Genomic DNA, 22,949 nt, shown 5'->3' on the forward strand with positions numbered 1-22,949 from the left:
CGGCTGCGGTCCTGGCTCAAAGGGATTTCCACAACGAGTCGAAATCTTCTTCGCTCCCGCCATTCCTGGCCGCCTCCAGCGAGCGATAGGCAAACTGATTGAAACTGTGAGTGCTGGCCACCCGCCGATCCAGCCCGGCGCGGTGCTCTTCGCCCTGGGTGTTGATCAGCACTTTATTGCCTTCCTGAAACGGCAGCCGTGGCGCCAGCAATGTCGCTGGCAAATCGATCGCACTGATCTCCGGCAACAGCAAACCGCGCAGATACTGGCTGTGATCATCCCGCGAACGCACCAGTTGCAACCCGCACGGCCGGGCATGGGGCGCCACCAGTTCGATGCCCATTTGCGTACCGGCGCCGCGCACCTGGCGGATCCAGCGCACCACGGCAATGCTCCAGCCCTGGTTGAGGCTGTCCTGAATCCCGACCATTTCCCCGGCCTGCAATTCAGCGGGTACGTCCTTTGGCCAGGCCAGGCAATAACCGCCGGGGCTGTGGTTGATGACGGGCAAGGCATAGGTCGGGTAATGCGGCGGACTGTCGGCGTCGCCTTCATCGTCGATCAGCGGTTCGTAACGGATTTCCTCGTAGGGCAACAATTCATCGGATGTGCTCTGCGGTGCGGCATCGAACGCCTGGCTCCAGCTGTCCTTTTCGCCCTGAACCACCGCGCGGCTGAAATTCGCCGCACGGGCGCCGGGGTGCTTGAGCAGTTCGCTGAAGGTGCGTTCGCCGCCGAGGTAGAAGTGCAGGGCGCTCATGCCGACGCACACGGTCAGGTTGCCCTGGCCGACGGTGCGCTGGAAGCTGCGTTCGGCGGCTTCGCCCCAGGTGGCGTGCAGGTGTTGCAGGGTGTCGAGGGTCAGGCCGGACGGCACGGGCAGCGGGGTAGTCGCATCCTGATGCAGCAGGTGAGCCTCGATGGCGTTCACCAGCGGTTGCGGATCGAAGCCGAGCAGACTGGCCTGCTGTTCGCTGCGAAACTGGGAGCGGTAACGCGGGCCGGCGTCGATCTCTGCCGAAACCGCGAACAACCCCTCGCCCGGATGGGCGGGATGCAGTTTCAGCCACGCACTCCACGGTTCCACCACTTGGGCCAGACGCGCGATCTGATTCTGGCGCAACTGATTGCAGCGGGCGCTGCCCAGCAGCAGGGCGGCGAGGTAGGTCTGCTCGACACTCAACTCGCCGGTCAGGCTGGCAAGGTCGTCGCGCACCCGGCGATGTTGCAGTTGCAGCTCGCAGGCACAGCGAAACAATTGATGCAGTTCGAACCACAGCTGTTCCGGTGCGGCGCTGTACAACTGCGTGGCGCGAACCAGTTGCCCTTTCAGCGCATGGGCCGCCCGTTGCAGCGCTTCGCTCACCAGGGCTGCACGATCCCGGGAGTACTTGGGCGCGATCCGCAGAATGATCTGTTTGTAACCGATGGTCAGCTGACTTTGCAGGGCCTGGCACAGGTTGCTGATCTTGCGTGAGCGCTCATCGAGCATGATCGCCTGATGCAGAAAGTGCCGTTCCAGATGCTGGCAGACGAAATACACCTCGGGCCGCAGCAGCTCCAACAGATGCAGGCGGTTGTCGCTGGGGGTCAGCAGTTGATTGAGTTCACCGAGGCCTTGATACAGCAGACGCGCGGTTTCGCCGATGTTGGCCTTGGGCAGATCGGCGATCCAGCGCTTGAGGTCGCGCGGGGTGGCCTCACAGAAGGACAGGCGCAACTGCGTGGGCGTCGGGGCACTCAGTTTCGGTTGGGATCGAGGCTCACTCATGCCGTGACAAGCTCCGGCGGCGAATAGGGCAATGCCAAAAACTCTAGCAGTTGTGCTCTGTTTCGCAGGCGATTGTCAGGCTTTTTTACCGTTGGTCTGCTGGCCTGGTGCCATTTCGGCAGGCGCTACTAGGCTCTCAGGCGTGCGATCGGAAACGCACGGTTGCACGGCTTGCCGCAACGTCGGGCAGGTCTCTGAAAAACTTCAAGGAGATGAGGTTCATGTCTAAATACGCAGTGGCAAATCAATGGGGCGGTAGTTCGGCACCTTGGCATCCGGGTGGAACCTGGGTGCTGGGCGCGCGGGACAACCAGAACGTCGTCGCGATCGAGATCAAGTCCGGCGACGGTGGCAAAAGCTTCACCGGCACCATGACCTACGCCGGCGAAGGCCCTATTGGCTTCAAGGCTCAGCGCACTGGCCAGAACCAGTACAACGTCGAAAACCAGTGGGGTGGCAACGATGCCCCCTGGCATCCAGGTGGCAAGTGGGTGATCGGCGGGCGGGATAACCAGAACGTTATCGCGTTGAGCGTCACGTCCAATGACGGCGGGAAAAACCTCAGCGGCACCAATACCTACGCCAACGAAGGGCCGATCGGCTTCCGTGGGCAGATAGAGTAACGGCGCCACTCAGGTCGTGTCCGCCCCTTCGCAGACGTGCGAAAGGGCGGATCAACAGGTTCAGGCGTTCGACAGTGCCAGGGCCTGACCCATCTGTACCGGCGAGCCGGCTTTCAATTCTTCAACCCATTTCACCTGATCCGGCCCGAACAGCACGATCGCGGTCGAACCCAGCTTGAAGCGCCCCAGTTCCGCACCTTTTTCCAGATGAATCGGCGCACGGGCGGCTTCGTCGTAACGGAAGGTTTTCAGCTCGCGCTTCGGTGGCGTGACCAGACCGGCCCACACGGTTTCGATCGATGCCACGATCATCGCGCCCACCAGCACCACGGCCATCGGCCCGCGCTCGGTGTCGAAAATGCACGCCACGCGCTCGTTGCGGGCGAACAGTTCCGGCACGTTTTCCGCGGTGGTCTGGTTGACCGAGAAGATCCGGCCCGGGATGTAGACCATTTCGCGCAGGGTGCCGGCCAGCGGCATGTGCACGCGGTGGTAGTCCTTCGGCGACAGATAAACAGTGGCGAATTCACCGCCCATGAACGGTGCCGCATTCGCTGCATCGCCGCCCAGCAGTTCCAGCACGCTGAAACTGTGGCCCTTGGCCTGGAAGATGCGACCGTGCTCGATCGGGCCGAGCTGGCTGATCGCACCGTCGGCCGGGCTGAGGATCGCGCCCGGGGTCTGATCCAGTGGGCGTGCGCCGTCTTTCAGGGCGCGTGTGAAGAAGGCGTTGAAGTGCTCGTAAGCGGTCACGTCTTCAACCAGTGCCTGCGACATGTCCACTTGATAACGCTTGGCGAACCAGGTGGTGAAGGCATTCTTGAACCAGCGCACGCGGCACTCGGCGACGCAGCCGGCCAGGCGCGACAGCAGGTGATGAGGCAGCAGGTACTGGCTGATGATAAACAAACGCTCTTTCATGACTGTCCTTAAAAATCCTTAAAGCTCGACGGGGGTGTCGGGGTGGTTGCCCCATTCGCCCCAGGAACCGGCGTAGCCCTTGACCCGCGGATAACCGAGGGCCTTGGCCACCAGATAAGTGAAACCGGACCGGTGATGGGTCTGGCAGTGGGTAATGATTTCTTTGTCTTTGGTGATCCCGAGGTTTTCGAGAATCTGCGGCATGTCGGTACGGATGCGCAGCTGACGCGCCTGATCCATGCCCGCCGTCCATTCGAAATTGACCGCGCCGGGGATGTGCCCGCCCTTGGCCGCCAGGACTTTCTCGCCGGAATACTCCAGCGGCCCGCGAGCGTCCCAGATGGCCAGGTCAGCGGCGCCGAGACGGCTTTGCAGGTATTCGCGGGTGGCGGTCGGTTCCTCGTGCAGCGTCAGGGCAACCGGGCCGCCCGCCGCCGGAGGAATCTGGATCGACATCGGCGAACCTTCCGCCAGCCACGCCGGCAGACCGCCGTCGAGGTAGTGATACTTGTCGTGGCCGATCACGTCGAGCAGCCAGATGAAGCGCCCGGCCCAGCCGCCGCCTTCGTCGTCATAGACCACGTAGACCGCGTCCTTGCGATGGCCGAGCTCACCGAACAGTTCTTCGAGTTTTTCCTTGCTCGGCAACAGGCCCGGAGCCGGCGCCTGACCCAGCTGGGTGCGTTTCGGATCAACGAAGCGTGCGCCGGGAATGTGTCCCTCGGCGTAGCGGGCGGCACTGGTCAGATCCACCAGAATCAGATCGCGGGATTCGAGGCGCGGCAGCAGGTCGCTCGGCTCGATCACCAGGGCCAGGCCAGAGAAATCAGACATGTGAGGTCTCCAGAGCACAAAGGGGAAGGATTGTAGCTGTCATTGGCCGCGCTGGCTAAAACTGTGCAGGGCTTTCTCGATGCATTGCGCGGTTTTGCCGAAGGCTTGCACGGTGATGTCGGCGAACGGCCCGCCACCCTGGTCGGCGACCACGATCATGATCACCCGGCCATTGTTCACCAGCGAGCGCAGGAACAGGTGTTCGCCACGAAACAACGTGCGCAGCGAGGGCGGCAGCAGGGCGGAAAACTGGGCGTTGTTGTCCGGGGTGATCCGCACTTGCGCCTGCTGCGCGAGCAAGCGTTGCAGCACCGAACTCTGGCTGACGACGAAATTGAGCGCAGCGGCTTCCTTCGGCAACCCAGAGGTTTGATGGACGCGCAGATTGGCGTGGCTGCGGTCGGCCATCAGGATCATCACCCGGCGCATGCCGCTGGCGACCAGCGCATCGCGGGCGGCGACAGTCAGGCTCATGGCGTTGGTGAAGCGGCTTGGCACGGCCAACAGCTCGGCGCATTGGCGGCGCCACTGGGTCAGGTCTTCAGCGGACGGCGCCGCAGCCGGGAGCATTCCGGCAGGCAGGCGACGGGTGTCCCACGGCCACAGCAGCGAAACCGCCGGGTGCCACAGGTCCGGCATGGAATGATGGCGAGCGCTGACGGCAGCCTGTTGGTGCAACTGTTGTTGCACCTCGTCCATCGAGATTTGCAGATAAAGGCTGGTCAGGAATTGCCAGCGCTCACTGTGCGGGCTGTCCCAGGCCTGTTGCGCCGAGAGTGCCAGACCGTTGGCCAGCAACACGGTGTTGGCCGGCTGATTGAGCCAGCGGCGCAGGGTCGGATCGTCGTCGAGGCGGTTTTGCTGGCGCAGCGGATGATCGACGTCGCGGGCAATGCGCAGAACCTTGACCAGTTCGCGCTGCTCGGTCAGCAGCAGCCGATAACCTTGCTGGACCCAGATCGGCAGGCGCCAGGCTTCTACCAGCGCTTCGCCGATTTTCAGCAGGCGCACACCGAACAGCTGCTTTTCCACGACTCGCGCCGATTCGCCCTTGTGGATAACCCGCACTTCCCACTCTTCAAGCAATTGGGGAAAGGTCAGTGCCAACGGCCACAGCGGCGACAGAAACAGCAGGCTGCCCCAATGAATGTCCTGCCAAAGTCGCGCTAGGCGGCTGGCGAAAAAACCGTTGGCCTGTTGCGTGGCGTGCTGGCTGATCATCTGCAACTGGCGCAGGGCCTGCGGGATCTGTGCGGCAGGTTCGGCGGGCAGGCGGGCGAGCAGTTCTTCGGTACGGCCAAGGCCGAGGCGATTGATCGCCACTTCGAGGTTCTCCGCAGGCGTGGTCATGTTGCCGTGGGTGTGGCGATTGGCTTCGCGGATGATGCTCAGGGCCAGCGCCGGGCTGTCCTGCATCAGGTCGGCGATGTCGCGCAACGAGCTGCGGTCATCGCGAATCGCCCGGCAGACCCGGTCATGGGCGTCTTGCGGCACCGGCAGGCGAACGCTGTCGAGCAGCTTCACCCAGCCATCGAGCGTGGTCGGTTTTGCGTGTGGGACGTTCGTTTCATTAGCCATGTCTGGACGAGATCTTCACTGACTGTAGACGCGCCCGGCATGGGCTAAATTGGCTTTTCGCCTGAACTGGCTATAGTCTGGCGCAGTTTTGCCGATAAGTAGAAGAAGAGATTTTTTAACTTCCGAATATGACCTTGAACCCGACTTAAGTAAGTACTTTCTACCTATGGCTAAAATTATCGGCATCATCGTCGTATTCGCGAGCGTGCTCGGCGGATACGTGCTCTCCCACGGCAAGATTGCCGCCCTGATCCAGCCCTTCGAGGTGATGATCATCGGCGGTGCTGCACTCGGTGCATTCCTGCAGGCCAACCCCGGTTACATGACGATGCACGTGCTCAAGAAATCCCTGAGCATGTTCAGTTCGCGTTTCAGCCACACGTTCTATCTGGAAGTGCTGGGCCTGATCTACGAGATCCTCAACAAGAGCCGCCGCGAAGGCATGATGGCCATCGAAGGCGACATCGAAGACGCCGCCGCGAGCCCGATCTTCGCCAAGTACCCGGCGGTACTGAAAGACGAACGCATGACCGCGTTCATCTGCGATTACCTGCGCATCATGTCCTCCGGCAACATGGCTCCCCACGAGCTGGAAGGCCTGTTCGACATGGAACTGTACAGCCTGAAGGAAGACCTCGAGCATCCGTCCCACGCGGTGAATGGCATTGCCGACGCCATGCCGGGTTTCGGTATCGTCGCGGCGGTACTGGGTATCGTGGTGACCATGGCCTCCCTGGGTGAAGGCGATCAGAAGTCCATCGGTCTGCACGTAGGTGCGGCACTGGTAGGTACCTTCTTCGGTATTCTCGCGGCGTACGGTTTCTTCGGCCCGCTGGCGCACTCCCTGGCCCACGATGCCAAGGAAGAGCTGAACGTCTACGAAGCCATCAAGGCCTCGCTGGTGGCTTCGGCTTCCGGCATGCCGCCGTCGCTGGCTGTCGAGTTCGGTCGCAAGGTTCTGTACCCGGCTCACCGTCCAAGCTTTGCCGAGCTGGAACAAGCCGTTCGCGGTCGCTAAGTCATGGAAAATAACCAGCCGATAATCATCAAGCGCGTCAAGCGCATCGCCGGCGGGCATCACGGCGGGGCGTGGAAGATCGCCTTCGCCGACTTCGCGACGGCGATGATGGCGTTCTTCCTGGTGTTGTGGCTGCTGTCCACGGCGACCCCGGAACAGAAGATCGCCATCGCCGGTTACTTCAAGGACCCGGTCGGTTTCTCCGAGAGCGGCACGCCGTACATCATCGATCTGGGCGGCACGCCGACCCTCGCGCCGGAAAATACCCTCAACCCTGAAGTGAAGTCGCAGCCGCAGCCGGACAAGGTCACGGTTGACACCGAACAGGTTGAAGGCATGGCCGAGCAGGTCGAGAAGGAACGCCTGGAATTGCTGCTGCAAGAGCTGCAGAACAAGGTCGACGAGAACCCGCAACTGCAGAAGTTCAAGGACCAGATCCTGTTCGAGATCACGCCGAACGGCTTGCGCATCCAGATCATGGACGCCGAGAACCGGCCGATGTTCGACTCCGGTTCTGCACGCCTGAAGCCGTACTTCGAAGACATCCTGCTGGCCATGGCCGACACCATCAAAGCGGTGCCGAACAAGATCAGCATCAGCGGTCACACCGATGCCAAGCCTTACGTGGGCAATGGCGACTTCGGCAACTGGGAGCTTTCGGCCAACCGTGCCAACGCCGCCCGGCGTGCGCTGGTGGCGGGCAGTTATCCGGACGCTCAAGTGGCGCGGGTTGTTGGTTACGCCTCGTCGGCACTGTTCGACAAGGAGAACCCGTTCAACCCGGTCAACCGCCGCATCGACATCGTGGTGCTGACCAAGAAAGCCCAGGCGGCCATTGAAGGTTCGCAAGGCGCTGACCCGTCGCAACCGGCAGATCAAGGCCAGAACGGCGCGGCGCCGGCCACCCCGGTCGACCCGAACGCATTGCCGGCGGATCAGCAGCCAGTGCCTGCGCACGAGCTGCGCGAACGGCTGAACCTGTTCGACGACCCGCTGCCGAAACCGACCGAACCGGGCGCAGCGGCACCAGCCCCGGCGCCGGCTGCACCGGCCACTGCGCCGAAACAGTGACCCACAAAAAAGCCGCGAGATGATCGCGGCTTTTTTGTGTCTGGTTACTTGAAAGTCTAGTAACCGTTTTCCGGCAGGCTGGCGATGATCGAGCGGTAGCTGTTCATTCGCTGCTGCTGCACGCGGCCATCTTCCAGGGCCTTGAGCAGTGCGCATCCCGGTTCGCGATCGTGCTTGCAGTCGCGGAAGCGGCAGGTGCCGAGCAGGTCGTTGAACTCGATGAAGCCGGCTTCGACGTCGGCGCGGCTGACGTGGCCGAGGCCGAATTCACGGATGCCCGGGGAGTCGATCAGTTCGCCGCCGCCAGGGAAGTGGAACAGGCGCGCGGTGGTCGTGGTGTGGGTGCCCTGGCCGGACAGCTCGGACAGCGGGCCGACGCGGGTTTCGACTTCCGGCAGCAGGCTGTTGACCAGCGACGACTTGCCGACACCGGACTGGCCGACGAACACGCTGATGCGCCCGTCGAGCTGTTTCTGCAATTGCTCCATGCCGTTGCCGTGGTGCGCCGAGACTTCCAGCACCGGGTAACCCAGCGTGCGATAGACCGCCAGCAGGGCATTCAGCGCCGGGGCGTTCTGCTCGTCGATCAGGTCGAATTTGTTCAGCAGCAGCAACGGGCGGATGCCGGCGTGCTCGGCGGCAACCAGATAGCGGTCGATCAGGTTCGCATGGGGCTCGGGCAGCGGGGCGAACACGATGACGATCATGTCGACGTTGGCGGCCACCGGTTTGAGCTGGCCACGGCTGTCCGGGCGGCAGAGTTCGGTGGTGCGCGGCAGTTGCGCGACGATCACACCGATGCCCTGGTTGCCGGCACGCCAGACTACTTGGTCGCCGGTCACCAGCGCCGGCAGGTTGGCGCGCAGGTGGCAGCGGAAGACCTGGCCGGCCAGTTCGCCGTCAACGGCCTCGACCTCGACCTGCACACCGAAGTGGGCGATCACCAGACCGTGCTGTTCCGGGCCCAGATCGCCGCCTTCGAGCGCCTCGACTGCCGAGGACTCGCGTTTGGCGGCGCGGGCGGCGCGCTCGCCCTGAATCTTTTCGATGCGCCAGTTTTGACGACGATTGAGTTGGCGTTTGGCCATGGGTGTTCCGTCTGAAGAATGCAGCGATTAGGTAAAACGGCCGCGAGTTTAGCACGCCCGGCAGGCTGCCTAGGCTAAACTGCGCAGCATTGCTCAGGAGCCGAAATATGCAAAACCCGCAGAATCTGATCTGGATCGACCTGGAAATGACCGGTCTGGATCCGGAAAACGACGTCATCATCGAAATGGCCACCATCGTCACCGACAGTGACCTGAACACCTTGGCCGAAGGCCCGGTGATCGCCATTCACCACAGCGACGAAGTCCTCGCCCGCATGGACGAGTGGAACACTCGCACTCACGGCAACTCGGGACTGACCCAGCGCGTGCGCGACAGCCGCGTGAGCATGGCCGAGGCTGAAGCCGAAACCATCGCCTTCCTGGAGAAGTGGGTGCCGAAAGGCAAGTCGCCGATCTGTGGCAACAGCATCTGCCAGGATCGCCGCTTCCTTTATACCCACATGAAGTCGCTGGAAAGCTACTTCCACTACCGCAACCTCGACGTCTCCACGCTCAAGGAACTGGCCGCGCGCTGGGCGCCGGACGTGCGTGACAGCTTCAAGAAGGGCAGCACTCACCTGGCGCTGGACGACATCCGCGAATCCATCGCCGAGCTGCAGCACTACCGCAAGCATTTCATCAAGTTCTGAGATCGGCACCCACGCCGGGGCGCCCTCTTTTGGTGCCTCGGCGAAGTGAGTAGACTGCGCGCCTTCCTGCCAGGATCGCCACCATGTTGCTGATGCTCTACCTCGTCGCCATTACTGCCGAAGCCATGACCGGCGCCCTGTCTGCAGGCCGTCGCGGCATGGACTGGTTCGGCGTGGTGCTGATCGCCTGCGTTACGGCATTGGGCGGTGGTTCGGTGCGCGACGTGCTGCTCGGGCACTACCCGCTGACCTGGGTCAAACACCCGGAATACCTGGTGCTGACGACCATTGCAGCGATGATCACGGTGTTCACCGCACGCTGGATGCGTCACCTGCGATCACTGTTTCTGGTGCTCGACGCGGTCGGTCTGGTGGCATTCACCCTGATTGGCTGCATGACCGCTCTGGAAATGGGCCACGGCATGCTGGTGGCTTCGGTCAGCGGCGTGATCACCGGGGTATTCGGCGGCATTCTGCGTGACATCTTCTGCAACGACATCCCACTGATCTTCCGTCGCGAACTCTACGCCAGCGTCTCGTTCGCTGCGGCGTGGTGCTACATGCTCTGTCTGTTCCTCAACGTGCCGAGCGAACAGGCGATCCTGATCACGTTGTTCGGTGGCTTTCTATTGCGGCTGTTGGCGATTCGCTTCCACTGGGAAATGCCGAAGTTCGTCTATAACGACGCGCCTTGACGGTCGGCGTGTTGTTTCAGCGCCCATTCCACATGTTCACGCACCAGTTCTGACGGGTATTCACGCCGTGCCTTGAGCGCTTCCAGCACTGGAATGCTCGATGGTGCATTGCCCAATCCCACCGCCAGATTGCGCAGCCAACGCTCGTAGCCCGCGCGGCGCAGCGGCGAGCCCTCGGTGCTGCTGAGGAATTTGTCTTCATCCCACAAAAACAGCTCGGCCAGTTCGGCGTTGTCCAGGTTGTGCCGTGGCTTGAAATCGCTTTCGCCGGACGGGCGAGCGAAGCGGTTCCACGGGCAGCAGATCTGGCAGTCGTCGCAGCCGAACACCCGGTTGCCGATCAGCGGTCGCAGGTCTTCCGGGATGGCGTTCTTCAGTTCGATGGTCAGGTAGGAAATGCAGCGTCGCGCGTCCAGCACATAAGGGCCGACGAAAGCGTTGGTCGGGCAGATGTCGAGGCACGCGGTGCAGCGTCCGCAATGTTCGGTGCTGTGGGGTTCGTCCACCGGCAACGGCAGGTCGACGAACAGTTCGCTGAGAAAGAAATAACTGCCGGCCTTGCGGTTCAGCACCAGGGTGTTTTTGCCGATCCAGCCCAGCCCGGCCTGTTCGGCGATGGCCTTTTCCAGCACCGGGGCGCTGTCGACGAAGGCACGGAAGCCGAACGGGCCGATCTCGGATTGAATCCTGTCCGCCAGTTGTTGAACGCGTTTACGGATCAACTTGTGATAATCGCGGCCCAAGGCATAACGCGAGATGTAGGCTTTTTCCGGTTTGGCCAGCAATTGCGCCATTTGCGTGTCGCCCGGCAGGTAGTCCATGCGCAGCGACACCACGCGCAAGGTGCCCGGCACCAGCTCTTCGGGGTGCGAGCGTTTGCTGCCGTGGGCGCCCATGTAATCCATTTCGCCGTGGTAGCCGGCCTCGAGCCAGCGTTGCAGGTGCTGCTCGTGCTCGGCCAGGTCCAGACCGCTGATGCCGACTTGCTGGAAGCCCAGCTCGCGGCCCCAGTCCTTGATGGATTGGGCGAGGGCTGGCAGATCTGTGGTGATGGCGGACATGAGGCGAGAGAAACCGGAGCTGAGGTGCGTATAATTCTGCCAGACATCGGAGCCCGAAGACGCATGCCGCACACTAAAGATCAATTACCCGACGCGCTGTACCGTGCCGCGCAGGTGCGCGAACTCGACGCACGGCTGATCGCCGCCGGCACGCCGGGCTTCGAATTGATGCAGCGTGCCGCCCACGCCACCTGGCGCGCACTGGTGCGCCAATGGCCGGCTGCGAATGAAATGACGGTACTGGCCGGGCACGGCAACAACGCAGGCGATGGTTATCTGGTGGCGGTGCTCGCGCATCGGGCGGGTTGGCAGGTTCAGGTGCTGGCTGTCGGCGAGCCGCAGCGTTTGAAGGGCGACGCCGCCGTGGCGCACGCCGAAGCTGTGGCCGATGGCGTTTCGATTGCCCCATGGGATCTGTCCTGCGAGTTGCGCGGCATCGTCGTTGACGCGTTGCTCGGCACCGGCCTGAGCGGCGAGGTGCGTGAGCCCTATGCCGCTGCGATTGCGGCGATCAATGCCAGCCGACTGCCGGTGGTGGCGGTCGATATCCCTTCCGGGTTGTGCGCCGACACTGGTCATGCGCTGGGTGATGCGGTGCACGCCGACCTCACCGTGACCTTCATCGGCCTGAAACTCGGACTGTTCACGGGCGCGGCGGCGGATCACGTCGGCGAACTGCTGTTTAACGATCTGCAGGCCTCGGCCGAAAACTTCAGTGACATTCCTGCCGCCGCTCAACGACTCAGCGCGATTAACCTGCCGCAACCGGCGGCCCGCGCGCCGGCTGCGCACAAGGGGCGTTTCGGCCATGTGCTGCTGATTGGCGGCGATCACGGCTTTGGCGGGGCGATTCTTCTCAGCACTGAAGGCGCGTTGCGCAGTGGTGCCGGGATGGTCTCGGTCGCGACTCGCCCGGAACATGTGCCGGCGGCGCTGACCCGGGTACCGGAAGCCATGGCGCTGGGCACTTCTTCGGCCAATCAATTGATGGGGCTGCTGGAAAAGGCGTCCGTGCTGGTGGTCGGGCCGGGGCTGGGTCAGGCCGGTTGGGGAAGGGCGCTGCTGTCGGCCGCTGCCAATGCATCGCTGCCTCAGGTGTGGGATGCCGACGCGTTGAACCTGTTGGCCTGCGGTTTCGTCTGTCTGCCCAACGATTGTGTGATCACGCCGCATCCGGGTGAGGCGGCGCGGCTGCTGGGGATCAGCACCGCCGACGTGCAGGCCGATCGTCCGGCGGCGGCGCTGGCGTTGAGCAAAAAATATACAGCGGTGGTGGTGCTCAAGGGTGCGGGCAGTCTGATGGCTCATCCCGATGGTCGTCTGGCGCTGTGTCATCAAGGCCATCCGGCCATGGCCACCGCAGGGCTCGGCGATGTACTGGCCGGTCTGATCGGCGCACTGCTGGCCCAGGGCATGGACGGTTTTGATGCCGCGTGTCTGGCAGTCTGGCTGCACGCCAACGCCGGTGCGCAACAAGGTAAATTCGGCCGTGGGCTGGCGGCCAGTGATCTGATTCCAGCCATTCGTCAGTTGTTGGAGGAGCATGCACCGTGTCTGAAGTAACCCTGTACCTGGCCGATGAACAGGCCATGAGCGACTTTGGCGCACGCATCGCCCGTATCACCCGGGGCCATGGCCTGATCTTTCTCGAAGGCAACCTCGGGATGGGCAAAACCACGCTGTCGCGGGGCATCATTCGCGGTCTGGGGCACGTGGGGGCGGTGAAAAGTCCGACCTTCACGCTGGTCGAGCCTTACGAGATCGGTGACATCCGTGCCTTCCACTTTGATCTGTATCGCCTGGTCGATCCGGAGGAGCTGGAGTTTCTCGGGATCCGCGACTATTTCGAAGACGACGCCCTGTGCCTGATCGAATGGCCCGATAAAGGTGCAGGCTTTTTGCCAAAGCCTGACCTGACCATTACCATTAGCCCGCAAGACAGCGGACGTTCGCTGACCATTTTGTCCCAGGGCTCGCGCGGCGAGGCCTGGTGTGCCGCTTTGGCATTGGAAACCAATTGAATGATGGGGTTAGGTATGCGCTTTCGCGCGTTGGTGGCTGCCGCTGGACTGATGTTGATGGCAGTAACCGTCAACGCTGTGGCCGAGACGAAGGTCAACAGCGTGCGCCTGTGGCGGGCGCCGGACAACACGCGACTGGTGTTCGACCTGACAGGCCCGGTGCAGCACAGCGTCTTCACGCTGACCGCGCCGGATCGTCTGGTGATCGACATCAACGGCGCCACCCTCGGCGCGCCGCTGAATGTGCAGACCGCCAACACGCCGATCACCGCCATGCGCTCGGCCCAACGCACGCCGACCGACCTGCGGGTGGTCATCGACCTGAAAAAAGCCGTCACCCCGAAAAGCTTCTCGCTGGCGCCGAATGCGCAGTACGGCAACCGACTGGTGGTCGACCTGTTCGACAACCCGGCTGACGCTGCACCACCGCCCACACCTGCCCCGACCCCGACGGTTGCGACCGTTCCTGCGGTGCCGGTCACGCCGGCCGAGCCTGCGATCAAACTGCCACCGGCCCCGGCCGGCAAGCGCGACATCATCGTGGTGATCGACGCCGGCCACGGTGGCGAAGACCCGGGTGCATCGGGCTCGCGCGGTCAGCGCGAGAAAGACGTGGTACTGCAGATCGCCCGTGAGTTGCAGCGTCAGGTCAACGGCATGAAAGGCTTCCGCGCCGAACTGACCCGTACCGGCGACTACTTCATCCCGCTGCGCGGCCGTACCGAAATCGCCCGCAAGAAGGGCGCCGACCTGTTCGTCTCGATCCACGCCGACGCTGCACCGTCTGCGGCCGCGTTCGGTGCGTCGGTGTTCGCCCTGTCCGACCGTGGCGCCACTTCGGAAACCGCCCGTTGGCTGGCCGACAGCGAAAACCGTTCCGACCTGATCGGCGGTGCCGGCAACGTCAGTCTCGACGACAAGGACCGCATGCTGGCCGGCGTTCTGCTTGACTTGTCGATGACCGCCTCGCTGACCTCCAGCCTCAACGTCGGCCAGAAAGTCCTGACCAACATTGGCCGGGTCACCCCGCTGCACAAACAGCGCGTGGAGCAGGCCGGGTTCATGGTGCTGAAGTCGCCGGACATCCCGTCGATCCTGGTGGAAACCGGCTTCATCTCCAACGCCAACGAAGCGAACAAGCTCTCGGCAGCGAGCCACCAGCAGGCGCTGGCGCGCTCGATTAGCAGTGGCGTGCGCCAGTTCTTCCAGCAGAATCCGCCACCGGGCACTTACATCGCCTGGCTGCGTGATTCGGGCAAGATCGCTCAAGGGCCGCGTGATCACCGGGTAGGCCCGGGTGAGACCGTGGCGATGATTGCCGTGCGGTATCAGATCTCGCCGGCCACGCTGCGCAGTGCCAACAACCTGAAAAGCGATGATCTGAAAGTCGGTCAGCACCTGACCATTCCCGGCACCGAACTGGCGTCCAAAGAATGAATCAGGTCCTGAACGCTGCCCGCATCGAACTGCTCAGCCCGCGGCTGGCGAACCAGATCGCCGCCGGTGAGGTGGTCGAACGCCCGGCCTCGGTGATCAAGGAGTTGCTGGAAAACAGCCTCGACTCCGGCGCCAAGCGTATCGACGTCGATGTCGAACAGGGCGGCGTCAAACTGCTGCGAGTGCGCGACGATGGCAGCGGCATTTCCGCCGATGACCTGCCGCTGGCCCTGGCCCGTCACGCCACCAGCAAGATCCGCAACCTCGAAGACCTCGAGCAGGTGATGAGCCTGGGTTTCCGGGGCGAGGCTTTGGCGTCGATCAGCTCCGTGGCACGCCTGACCCTGACCTCGCGCACCCGCGATGCCGATCAGGCCTGGCAGGTCGAGACCGAAGGCCGCGACATGGCGCCCCGCGTGCAGCCGGCGGCGCACCCGGTCGGCACGTCGGTGGAAGTCCGTGACCTGTTCTTCAACACTCCGGCGCGACGCAAATTCCTCAAGACCGAAAAAACCGAATTCGATCACCTGCAAGAAGTGATCAAGCGACTGGCGCTGGCGCGTTTCGACGTGGCGTTCCATTTGCGCCACAACGGCAAGACCATCCTCAGCCTGCACGAAGCCCACGATGATGCGGCCCGCGCCCGGCGTGTGGCGGCGATCTGTGGTTCGGGCTTCCTCGAGCAGGCGTTGCCGATCGAGATCGAGCGCAATGGCCTGCATTTGTGGGGCTGGGTCGGTCTGCCGACCTTCAACCGCAGTCAGGCGGACTTGCAGTATTTCTTCGTCAACGGCCGCGCAGTACGCGACAAACTGGTGGCCCACGCGGTGCGTCAGGCTTATCGCGATGTGCTGTTCAATGGCCGGCACCCAACGTTCGCGCTGTTTTTCGAGGTCGATCCGGCGGCGGTGGACGTCAACGTGCACCCGACCAAACACGAAGTGCGCTTCCGTGACGGACGCATGGTGCATGACTTCCTGTATGGCACCTTGCACCGTGCCCTCGGCGATGTGCGGCCGGAAGATCAGCTAGCCGGGTCGGTCACTACCGCGATCGTCCGGCCAACCGGCCTTGAAGCCGGTGAATTCGGGCCGCAGGGCGAAATGCGTCTGGCCGCCAATGCGTTGCTGGAGCAGCCGCAGGCGCAACCGGCGTTCAATACCTCGTCGGGTGCCAGCGCTGGCGGCGCTTATCAGTATCAATACACGCCGCGTCCGCAATCGACCGTGCCGGTAGCCGAGGCCCAGGCCGCGTACCGCGAGTTTTTTGCGCCGCTGCCCGAGGCCAATGCCAATGCATTGCCAGCCGGTCAGGAAGACATTCCGCCGCTTGGCTACGCGCTGGCGCAGCTCAAGGGTATCTACATACTGTCCGAGAACGCCCAGGGCCTGGTTTTGGTGGACATGCACGCCGCGCACGAGCGCATCATGTATGAGCGCCTGAAGATTGCCATGGCCAGCGAAGGCCTGAGCGGCCAGCCGCTGCTGGTGCCGGAATCGCTGGCGGTCAGTCAACGCGAGGCCGATTGCGCCGAAGAACATGCGGCGTGGTTCCAGCGTCTTGGTTTTGAATTGCAGCGCCTTGGCCCGGAAACCCTGGCCATCCGGCAGATCCCGGCCCTGCTCAAGCAGGCCGAAGCCAACCGTCTGGTGGGCGATGTGCTGTCGGACTTGATGGAATACGGCACCAGCGACCGGATCCAGGCGCATCTGAACGAACTGCTCGGCACCATGGCCTGCCACGGCGCGATCCGCGCCAACCGGCGCCTGGCCCTGCCGGAAATGAACGGCCTGCTGCGTGACATGGAAAACACCGAGCGCAGCGGTCAATGCAACCATGGCCGACCGACCTGGACCCAACTGGGCCTGGACGATCTGGACAAACTGTTCCTGCGCGGTCGTTGATGAGCCAGCTTCCTCCAGCGATTTTCCTGATGGGCCCGACCGCTGCGGGCAAGACCGACCTGGCCATCGAGCTGACCAAGGTGCTGCCGTGCGAGCTGATCAGTGTCGATTCGGCGCTGGTCTATCGCGGCATGGACATCGGCACCGCCAAACCGTCCAAAGAGCTGCTGGCCGAGTTTCCCCACCGCCTGATCGACATTCTCGACCCGGCCGAAGCCTATTCGGCAGCGGATTTCCGCCGCGATGCGCTGGAGGCCATGGCCGAGATCACCGCACGCGGAAAAATTCCGCTGCTGGTGGGCGGCACGATGCTTTATTACAAGGCTTTGATCGAAGGCCTGGCGGACATGCCGGCGGCCGATCCCGAAGTTCGCGCGCAGATCGAAGAAGAGGCTGCACGCCTTGGCTGGCAAGCCCTGCACGATCAACTGGCGGTCATCGATCCGGAGTCTGCGGCACGCATTCATCCGAACGATCCACAACGACTGAGTCGTGCGCTGGAAGTTTACCGGGTCAGCGGTCAGAGCATGACTGAACTGCGGCTGAAACAATCTGTACAAAGTACCGAAGCGGCCGCATCGGGACTGCAACAATTGCCCTATACTGTCGCGAACCTGGCGATTGCTCCAACTAATCGGCAGGTACTGCACGAGCGCATTAAACAAAGATTCACAAATATGCTGGAACAGGGATTCATCGACGAGGTCGTAGCCCTGCGTAATAGAAGTGACCTGCATGCCGGGTTGCCGTCTATACGTGCGGTAGGCTACCGCCAGGTCTGGGACTTCCTGGATGGCAAGCTGACGTCGGCCGAGATGCAGGAACGGGGCATCATCGCCACGCGCCAATTGGCCAAACGCCAGTTCACCTGGCTGCGCAGCTGGAAAGATTTACACTGGCTCGACAGTCTGGATTGCGACAATCTGCCACGCGCCTTGAAATACCTTGGGACGATCTCCATATTGAGCTGAGTCCTTGCAATTGCCGTCTATCCTTGGGGGTGTGGCGGCAAAAGCCATCTGTTTACCTATTTTTTATATTGAATCCTTAAAGGAGTGCGGCACATGTCAAAAGGGCATTCGCTACAAGACCCTTACTTGAATACTTTACGTAAAGAGAAAGTGGGGGTTTCCATCTACCTGGTGAACGGGATCAAACTGCAAGGCACGATCGAGTCGTTCGACCAGTTCGTTATCCTGCTGAAGAACACCGTCAGCCAGATGGTTTACAAACACGCTATCTCTACAGTCGTGCCGGTTCGTCCAATTCGTCTGCCAAGCGCAACCGAATCCGAAGCAGGTGACGCTGAGCCAGGTAACGCCTGATAGGAGTCTCCTTTGTTCTTTGAGCGCCACGGTGGTGGTGAGCGAGTCATCCTCGTTCACTTGGATGGACAGGACCCTGAGGCGCGCGAAGATCCGCAGGAGTTTCAGGAACTGGCAAATTCGGCTGGCGCCGAGACCGTTGCGTTTTTTAACGTGCCGCGTCATCGGCCAACCGCCAAATACCTGATTGGCAGCGGCAAGGTCGAGGAGCTGCGCGACCTGGTCCACGCCGAAGAAGCCGATCTGGTGATCTTCAATCACGTCCTCACGCCCAGTCAGGAACGTAACCTCGAACGTGTTTTCGAGTGTCGCGTGATCGACCGTACCGGTCTGATTCTCGATATTTTCGCCCAACGCGCCCGTACCCATGAGGGCAAGCTCCAGGTAGAACTGGCCCAGCTTGACCACATGAGCACCCGGCTGGTTCGCGGCTGGACTCACCTTGAGCGTCAGGGTGGCGGTATCGGCATGCGCGGCCCGGGTGAAACCCAGCTCGAAACCGACCGGCGACTGCTGCGGGTTCGCCTGCGTCAGATCAAGGGCCGGCTGGAAAAAGTGCGCAGCCAGCGCGAACAGTCGCGTCGCGGCCGCTCGCGTGCGGATATCCCTACCGTGTCTCTGGTGGGATACACCAACGCCGGCAAGTCCACGCTGTTCAATAACGTGACCAAGTCCGACGTGTACGCGGCTGACCAGCTGTTCGCCACGCTCGACCCGACCCTGCGCCGTCTGGATCTGGACGACCTGGGGCCGATTGTCCTGGCCGACACGGTGGGTTTCATCCGCCACTTGCCGCACAAACTGGTCGAGGCATTTCGGTCTACGCTCGAAGAGTCGAGCAACTCCGACCTGTTGTTGCACGTGATCGATGCGGCCGAACCGGATCGCATGTTGCAGATCGAGCAGGTGATGGTGGTGCTGGGCGAGATCGGTGCCCAGGACTTGCCGATCCTCGAGGTCTATAACAAACTCGATTTGCTTGAAGGCGTTGAGCCACAAATCCAGCGCGATGAAAACGGCAAGCCCCAGCGGGTCTGGCTGTCGGCGCGTGATGGCACCGGTCTGGAATTGCTCGAGCAGGCGATTGCCGAGTTGTTGGGCAGTGACCTGTTCGTGGGAACCTTGCGCCTGCCTCAGCGGTTCGCGCGTCTGCGTGCGCAGTTCTTCGAACTGGGCGCGGTACAGAAAGAAGAACACGACGAAGAAGGGGTCAGCTTGCTGGCCGTTCGATTGCCACGCTCGGAGCTCAATCGACTGGTGAGTCGTGAAGGCGTTGTGCCGACGGAGTTCATCGAGCAACACACTTTGCAATAAAAGCCTGGCAAAGCGGTTGTGCCGCAACGGCAGGCATTCTGTAGCATTGGTCGGCGCGCCGTGGGTGCGTCTTTGCTTTATCAGATGGAGAGCGCTATGGCTTGGAATGAGCCGGGTGGCAACTCGAACAATCAGGATCCTTGGGGTGGCAAGCGTCGCAACAACGGCGACCGCAAGGGACCGCCGGATCTCGACGAGGCCTTCCGAAAGCTGCAGGAAAGCCTGAACGGGTTGTTCGGTGGTGGAAAAAAACGCGGTGACGACGGTGGTGGATCGGGCAAGAGCGGCGGCTTCGGCGGCCTGCTCGGCATCGGCCTTGTCGTGCTGGCGGCCGTCTGGCTGTACAGCGCGGTGTACGTCGTGGACGAGCAGGAGCAAGCCGTGGTGCTGCGCTTCGGCAAGTACTACGAGACTGTCGGTCCCGGCCTGAACATCTACTTCCCGCCGATCGACAAGAAGTACATGGAGAACGTCACGCGTGAGCGTGCCTACACCAAGCAGGGCCAGATGCTGACCGAAGACGAGAACATCGTCGAAGTGCCGCTGACCGTGCAGTACAAGATCAGCAACCTGCAGGACTTCGTGCTGAACGTCGACCAGCCGGAAATCAGCCTGCAACACGCGACCGACAGTGCGCTGCGCCATGTGGTGGGTTCCACCGCGATGGACCAGGTGCTGACCGAAGGTCGTGAGCTGATGGCCAGCGAGATCAAGGAACGTCTGCAACGTTTCCTCGATACCTATCGCACCGGTATCACCGTCACCCAGGTCAACGTACAGAGCGCAGCGGCACCGCGTGAAGTGCAGGAAGCCTTCGATGACGTGATCCGCGCCCGTGAAGACGAGCAGCGTTCGCGCAACCAGGCTGAAACCTACGCCAACGGCGTGGTGCCGGAAGCACGTGGTCAGGCCCAGCGCATCCTCGAAGATGCCAACGGTTACCGTGACGAAACGGTCTCGCGCGCCAAGGGTGAAGCGGATCGCTTCACCAAGCTGGTTGCCGAGTATCGCAAGGCGCCCGAGGTCACTCGCCAGCGTCTGTACCTGGACACCATGCAGGAAGTCTTCAGCAGCACCAGCAAGGTACTCGTGACCGGCAACAAGAACGGCCAGAGCAACCTGCTTTACCTGCCGCTGGACAAGATGATTCAGAACAGTTCGGGCAGTAATGCACCGGTTACCGGTTCGGCTGCCGCCAGCAACAACACGGATGCTGCGCCGCATGTCACTGACCTGCCGCAGTCGCGTACAAGGGAGACCCGCTGATGAGCAATAAATCGCTGATCGCCCTGATCGTTGGCGTTGTTGTGGTACTGGTTGGCTGGAACTGCTTCTACATCGTTGCTCAGACCGAGCGCGCGGTGTTGCTGCAATTCGGTCGCGTGGTTCAGGCTGACGTTCAGCCGGGTCTGCATGTGAAGGTTCCTTACGTTAACCAGGTGCGTAAATTCGACGCACGTCTGATGACGCTGGATGCACCGACACAGCGTTTCCTGACGCTGGAAAAGAAAGCCGTGATGGTCGATGCCTACGCCAAGTGGCGCGTGAAAGATGCCGAGCGCTTCTACACCGCAACCTCCGGCCTCAAGCAGATCGCCGACGAGCGTCTGTCCCGTCGTCTGGAATCGGGCCTGCGTGACCAGTTCGGTAAGCGCACTCTGCACGAAGTGGTATCCGGTGAGCGCGATGCGCTGATGGCCGATATCACTGCGTCGCTGAACAAGATGGCGGAAAAAGAGCTGGGTATCGAAGTGGTCGATGTCCGGGTCAAGGCCATCGATCTGCCGAAAGAAGTGAACCGCAGCGTGTTCGAACGTATGAGCACCGAGCGTGAGCGTGAAGCTCGCGAGCACCGCGCCAAGGGTAACGAGCTGGCCGAAGGCATCCGTGCCGACGCCGATCGTCAGCGCCGCGTGCTGCTGGCTGAAGCCTATCGTGAATCCGAAGAGATTCGCGGTGACGGCGACGCCCAGGCCGCTGCGATCTACTCCAAGGCCTACGGCCAGGATCAGGAATTCTACGGTTTCTACCGTAGCCTGCGTGCCTACCGTGAAAGCTTCGCGAACAAATCCGACGTCCTGGTCCTCGACCCAAGCAGCGACTTCTTCCGTTACCTGGAAAAGTCCAAGCCTTGATACGACGTTGACCTGAATCATTCCGCCCGGCGGCTAAAACCTCGGGCGGGGTGATCCTTTGGGAAAACGTGTGTATGATGCGGCAGCCGGGAAATTCCCGGCTTTTTTGCGTCTGCACGTTTGATTGCTGTTTTTGTTGCAGAAGATCGGGTTGAATGGCCCGACAGTTTTTCGAGGAAAGTGATGGGCGAAGCCGGTAACAGGCCTTTCGCCGCGTCGTTCATGCGCGTGCGTTTTGAACGGGCCGGTCATTTTCTGCTTCACTCAAGGCTCGCCCTCGGGCTGGCCGCCCGGATCTAAGGGGAATGGCGTAATGGCAACGGTAGACCGCTGGCTGCTGCCAGATGGCATCGAAGAAGTACTGCCACCGGAAGCGGCGCGCATTGAAGTCGCGCGTCGTCAGGTGTTGGATCTGTTCCAGAGCTGGGGTTACGAGTTTGTCGTGACTCCCCATATCGAGTACCTGGAATCCCTGCTGACCGGCGCGGGCCAGGACCTGGATCTGCGTACCTTCAAGGTCATCGACCCGCAATCGGGCCGGCAGATGGGTTTCCGTGCCGACATCACGCCGCAAGTGGCGCGCATCGATGCGCACACCCTGCGTCGCGAAGGCCCGAGCCGTCTGTGCTACGCCGGCAGCGTGCTGCATGCCCAGCCGCGTGCCTTGTCGTCCTCGCGCAGCCCGATCCAGCTGGGCGCCGAGTTGTACGGCGATGCCAGCCCGAGCAGCGACGTTGAAGTCATCAGCCTGATGCTGGCCATGCTGCAACTGGCCGACGTGCCGGACGTACACATGGACCTCGGGCACGTCGGCATCTACCGCGGTCTGGCCCAGGCGGCCGGTCTGTCGGGTGAAGTCGAGCAGCAGTTGTTCGATGCGTTGCAACGCAAGGCCATCGACGAGGTCATTACCTTGACCGAAGGCCTGCCGGCCGATCTGTCCGGCATGTTGCGCGCGCTGGTCGACCTGTGCGGCGGCCGTGAAGTACTGACCGCTGCCCGCGAGCGTCTGGCCAATGCACCGGCCCCGGTACTGGCGGCACTGGAAGATTTGTTGGCGATCGCCGAGCGTCTGTCGGTGCGTTTCCCGGAGCTGCCGCTGTACTTCGACCTGGGCGAGCTGCGCGGTTATCACTACCACACCGGTGTGGTGTTCGCGGTATTCGTGCCGGGTGTTGGCCAGTCCATCGCCCAGGGCGGTCGCTACGACGACATCGGCGCCGACTTCGGCCGCGCCCGTCCGGCCACCGGCTTTTCCACCGATTTGAAAACCCTGGTGACCCTGGGGCGTGCTGAGATCGAGCTACCGTCTGGCGGTATCTGGATGCCTGACAGTACGGATGCGGCACTCTGGCAGCAGGTTTGCCAGTTGCGCAGTGAGGGTCAGCGTGTCGTTCAGGCATTGCCTGGACAACCTTTGGCCGCCGCCCGTGATGCGGACTGCGACCGGCAATTGATCCAGCAGAACGGGCTTTGGCAAGTATCGCCACTGGCTTCTTGAGT

21 protein-coding genes are annotated in these 22,949 nt (G+C 62.2%); 15 read left to right on the plus strand and 6 right to left on the minus strand.

Translation table 11 applies throughout. The features are described from left to right. Nucleotides 1-16 precede the first annotated feature (16 nt). Nucleotides 17-1,771, minus strand: a complete 1,755-nt coding sequence (locus tag AC1RT4_RS17560) for a cyclic-di-GMP receptor FimW-related protein (protein WP_493086605.1) — start codon at nt 1,769-1,771, stop codon at nt 17-19. 221 nt (nt 1,772-1,992) lie between these two features. Here AC1RT4_RS17560 and AC1RT4_RS17565 point away from each other — a divergent pair, with 221 nt between their 5' ends. Further along, nucleotides 1,993-2,394: a lectin OAA family protein gene (locus AC1RT4_RS17565; protein WP_007952165.1), complete on the plus strand. Its 402-nt coding sequence runs from the start codon at nt 1,993-1,995 to the stop codon at nt 2,392-2,394. A gap of 60 nt (nt 2,395-2,454) precedes the next feature. On the opposite strand, the gene asd is transcribed toward AC1RT4_RS17565, so the two are convergent. The 3 genes from asd to AC1RT4_RS17580 are packed head-to-tail and all read right to left on the minus strand — an operon-like array spanning nt 2,455 to nt 5,727. Then, nucleotides 2,455-3,315 (minus strand): archaetidylserine decarboxylase, encoded by an 861-nt coding sequence (gene asd / locus AC1RT4_RS17570; protein WP_007952166.1) that lies wholly within the window; start codon nt 3,313-3,315, stop codon nt 2,455-2,457. 18 nt (nt 3,316-3,333) lie between these two features. Continuing rightward, nucleotides 3,334-4,149, minus strand: coding sequence for a rhodanese-like domain-containing protein (locus AC1RT4_RS17575; protein WP_064379082.1), 816 nt, complete (start codon nt 4,147-4,149; stop codon nt 3,334-3,336). Between the two features lie 39 nt (nt 4,150-4,188). Then, nucleotides 4,189-5,727, minus strand: a complete 1,539-nt coding sequence (locus tag AC1RT4_RS17580) for an HDOD domain-containing protein (protein WP_493086608.1) — start codon at nt 5,725-5,727, stop codon at nt 4,189-4,191. A 166-nt stretch (nt 5,728-5,893) separates the two neighbouring features. On the opposite strand from AC1RT4_RS17580, the gene motA reads away from it, so the two are divergent. Next, nucleotides 5,894-6,745 carry a flagellar motor stator protein MotA gene (motA, locus tag AC1RT4_RS17585; RefSeq protein WP_007952169.1) on the plus strand — a complete coding sequence of 284 codons (852 nt, stop codon included), beginning with the start codon at nt 5,894-5,896 and terminating at the stop codon, nt 6,743-6,745. Nucleotides 6,746-6,748: 3 nt separating this feature from the next. After that, nucleotides 6,749-7,816, plus strand: a complete 1,068-nt coding sequence (gene motB, locus AC1RT4_RS17590) for a flagellar motor protein MotB (RefSeq protein ID WP_493086610.1) — start codon at nt 6,749-6,751, stop codon at nt 7,814-7,816. Nucleotides 7,817-7,872: 56 nt separating this feature from the next. Here motB and rsgA read toward each other — a convergent pair whose 3' ends face one another. Continuing rightward, nucleotides 7,873-8,904 (minus strand): small ribosomal subunit biogenesis GTPase RsgA, encoded by a 1,032-nt coding sequence (gene rsgA / locus AC1RT4_RS17595; RefSeq protein ID WP_007950741.1) that lies wholly within the window; start codon nt 8,902-8,904, stop codon nt 7,873-7,875. A 107-nt stretch (nt 8,905-9,011) separates the two neighbouring features. Between rsgA and orn the strand changes: the two genes are divergently transcribed. Beyond that, nucleotides 9,012-9,554, plus strand: a complete 543-nt coding sequence (gene orn, locus AC1RT4_RS17600) for an oligoribonuclease (RefSeq protein ID WP_007950739.1) — start codon at nt 9,012-9,014, stop codon at nt 9,552-9,554. Between the two features lie 83 nt (nt 9,555-9,637). Then, on the plus strand, nt 9,638-10,249 hold the full coding sequence (locus tag AC1RT4_RS17605) for a trimeric intracellular cation channel family protein (RefSeq protein WP_039766632.1): 612 nt from the start codon (nt 9,638-9,640) through the stop codon (nt 10,247-10,249). On the opposite strand, the gene queG is transcribed toward AC1RT4_RS17605, so the two are convergent. Beyond that, nucleotides 10,231-11,310 (minus strand): tRNA epoxyqueuosine(34) reductase QueG, encoded by a 1,080-nt coding sequence (gene queG, locus AC1RT4_RS17610; RefSeq protein ID WP_493086613.1) that lies wholly within the window; start codon nt 11,308-11,310, stop codon nt 10,231-10,233. The genes AC1RT4_RS17605 and queG overlap by 19 nt on opposite strands. A gap of 63 nt (nt 11,311-11,373) precedes the next feature. Here queG and AC1RT4_RS17615 point away from each other — a divergent pair, with 63 nt between their 5' ends. From AC1RT4_RS17615 to AC1RT4_RS17660, 10 genes are all read left to right on the plus strand, one after another. Continuing rightward, the gene (locus tag AC1RT4_RS17615) at nt 11,374-12,873 is read left to right on the plus strand and encodes an NAD(P)H-hydrate dehydratase (RefSeq protein WP_493086615.1); all 1,500 of its coding nucleotides are present in this window, start codon (nt 11,374-11,376) and stop codon (nt 12,871-12,873) included. Beyond that, entirely contained in the window at nt 12,861-13,331 is a 471-nt protein-coding gene (tsaE, locus tag AC1RT4_RS17620; protein WP_493086617.1) for a tRNA (adenosine(37)-N6)-threonylcarbamoyltransferase complex ATPase subunit type 1 TsaE, read from the plus strand. Before AC1RT4_RS17615 ends, tsaE begins: the two co-directional genes overlap by 13 nt. Before the next feature lie 51 nt (nt 13,332-13,382). Then, nucleotides 13,383-14,768, plus strand: a complete 1,386-nt coding sequence (locus AC1RT4_RS17625; RefSeq protein ID WP_371857334.1) for an N-acetylmuramoyl-L-alanine amidase — start codon at nt 13,383-13,385, stop codon at nt 14,766-14,768. After that, nucleotides 14,765-16,672, plus strand: a complete 1,908-nt coding sequence (gene mutL / locus AC1RT4_RS17630; protein WP_039766643.1) for a DNA mismatch repair endonuclease MutL — start codon at nt 14,765-14,767, stop codon at nt 16,670-16,672. Before AC1RT4_RS17625 ends, mutL begins: the two co-directional genes overlap by 4 nt. Beyond that, nucleotides 16,672-17,643 (plus strand): tRNA (adenosine(37)-N6)-dimethylallyltransferase MiaA, encoded by a 972-nt coding sequence (gene miaA, locus AC1RT4_RS17635; protein ID WP_262159129.1) that lies wholly within the window; start codon nt 16,672-16,674, stop codon nt 17,641-17,643. Before mutL ends, miaA begins: the two co-directional genes overlap by 1 nt. A 93-nt stretch (nt 17,644-17,736) precedes the next feature. After that, complete coding sequence (gene hfq, locus AC1RT4_RS17640) at nt 17,737-17,997, plus strand: RNA chaperone Hfq (RefSeq protein WP_007902656.1); 261 nt, start codon at nt 17,737-17,739, stop codon at nt 17,995-17,997. Between the two features lie 12 nt (nt 17,998-18,009). Further along, nucleotides 18,010-19,311 (plus strand): ribosome rescue GTPase HflX, encoded by a 1,302-nt coding sequence (gene hflX / locus AC1RT4_RS17645; RefSeq protein WP_007950725.1) that lies wholly within the window; start codon nt 18,010-18,012, stop codon nt 19,309-19,311. Nucleotides 19,312-19,407: 96 nt separating this feature from the next. After that, nucleotides 19,408-20,577, plus strand: a complete 1,170-nt coding sequence (gene hflK / locus AC1RT4_RS17650; protein WP_273901508.1) for an FtsH protease activity modulator HflK — start codon at nt 19,408-19,410, stop codon at nt 20,575-20,577. Beyond that, nucleotides 20,577-21,446 (plus strand): protease modulator HflC, encoded by an 870-nt coding sequence (gene hflC / locus AC1RT4_RS17655; protein ID WP_007950723.1) that lies wholly within the window; start codon nt 20,577-20,579, stop codon nt 21,444-21,446. The genes hflK and hflC overlap by 1 nt, the downstream gene beginning before the upstream one ends. 313 nt (nt 21,447-21,759) lie before the next feature. Next, the gene (locus AC1RT4_RS17660; protein ID WP_007950716.1) at nt 21,760-22,947 is read left to right on the plus strand and encodes an ATP phosphoribosyltransferase regulatory subunit; all 1,188 of its coding nucleotides are present in this window, start codon (nt 21,760-21,762) and stop codon (nt 22,945-22,947) included. Nucleotides 22,948-22,949: the final 2 nt, after the last annotated feature.

Source organism: Pseudomonas sp. GW821-FHT11D10 (genome assembly GCF_058808435.1).

Excerpts from the sequence above, each read along its gene's own strand:
- AC1RT4_RS17560 (WP_493086605.1), bottom strand. The coding sequence starts at position 1,771 with ATGAGTGAGCCTCGATCCCAACCGAAACTGAGTGCCCCGACGCCCACG.
- AC1RT4_RS17565 (WP_007952165.1), top strand. The coding sequence starts at position 1,993 with ATGTCTAAATACGCAGTGGCAAATCAATGGGGCGGTAGTTCGGCACCT.
- asd (WP_007952166.1), bottom strand. The coding sequence starts at position 3,315 with ATGAAAGAGCGTTTGTTTATCATCAGCCAGTACCTGCTGCCTCATCAC.
- AC1RT4_RS17575 (WP_064379082.1), bottom strand. The coding sequence starts at position 4,149 with ATGTCTGATTTCTCTGGCCTGGCCCTGGTGATCGAGCCGAGCGACCTG.
- AC1RT4_RS17580 (WP_493086608.1), bottom strand. The coding sequence starts at position 5,727 with ATGGCTAATGAAACGAACGTCCCACACGCAAAACCGACCACGCTCGAT.
- motA (WP_007952169.1), top strand. The coding sequence starts at position 5,894 with ATGGCTAAAATTATCGGCATCATCGTCGTATTCGCGAGCGTGCTCGGC.
- motB (WP_493086610.1), top strand. The coding sequence starts at position 6,749 with ATGGAAAATAACCAGCCGATAATCATCAAGCGCGTCAAGCGCATCGCC.
- rsgA (WP_007950741.1), bottom strand. The coding sequence starts at position 8,904 with ATGGCCAAACGCCAACTCAATCGTCGTCAAAACTGGCGCATCGAAAAG.
- orn (WP_007950739.1), top strand. The coding sequence starts at position 9,012 with ATGCAAAACCCGCAGAATCTGATCTGGATCGACCTGGAAATGACCGGT.
- AC1RT4_RS17605 (WP_039766632.1), top strand. The coding sequence starts at position 9,638 with ATGTTGCTGATGCTCTACCTCGTCGCCATTACTGCCGAAGCCATGACC.
- queG (WP_493086613.1), bottom strand. The coding sequence starts at position 11,310 with ATGTCCGCCATCACCACAGATCTGCCAGCCCTCGCCCAATCCATCAAG.
- AC1RT4_RS17615 (WP_493086615.1), top strand. The coding sequence starts at position 11,374 with ATGCCGCACACTAAAGATCAATTACCCGACGCGCTGTACCGTGCCGCG.
- AC1RT4_RS17625 (WP_371857334.1), top strand. The coding sequence starts at position 13,383 with ATGTTGATGGCAGTAACCGTCAACGCTGTGGCCGAGACGAAGGTCAAC.
- mutL (WP_039766643.1), top strand. The coding sequence starts at position 14,765 with ATGAATCAGGTCCTGAACGCTGCCCGCATCGAACTGCTCAGCCCGCGG.
- miaA (WP_262159129.1), top strand. The coding sequence starts at position 16,672 with ATGAGCCAGCTTCCTCCAGCGATTTTCCTGATGGGCCCGACCGCTGCG.
- hfq (WP_007902656.1), top strand. The coding sequence starts at position 17,737 with ATGTCAAAAGGGCATTCGCTACAAGACCCTTACTTGAATACTTTACGT.
- hflK (WP_273901508.1), top strand. The coding sequence starts at position 19,408 with ATGGCTTGGAATGAGCCGGGTGGCAACTCGAACAATCAGGATCCTTGG.
- hflC (WP_007950723.1), top strand. The coding sequence starts at position 20,577 with ATGAGCAATAAATCGCTGATCGCCCTGATCGTTGGCGTTGTTGTGGTA.
- AC1RT4_RS17660 (WP_007950716.1), top strand. The coding sequence starts at position 21,760 with ATGGCAACGGTAGACCGCTGGCTGCTGCCAGATGGCATCGAAGAAGTA.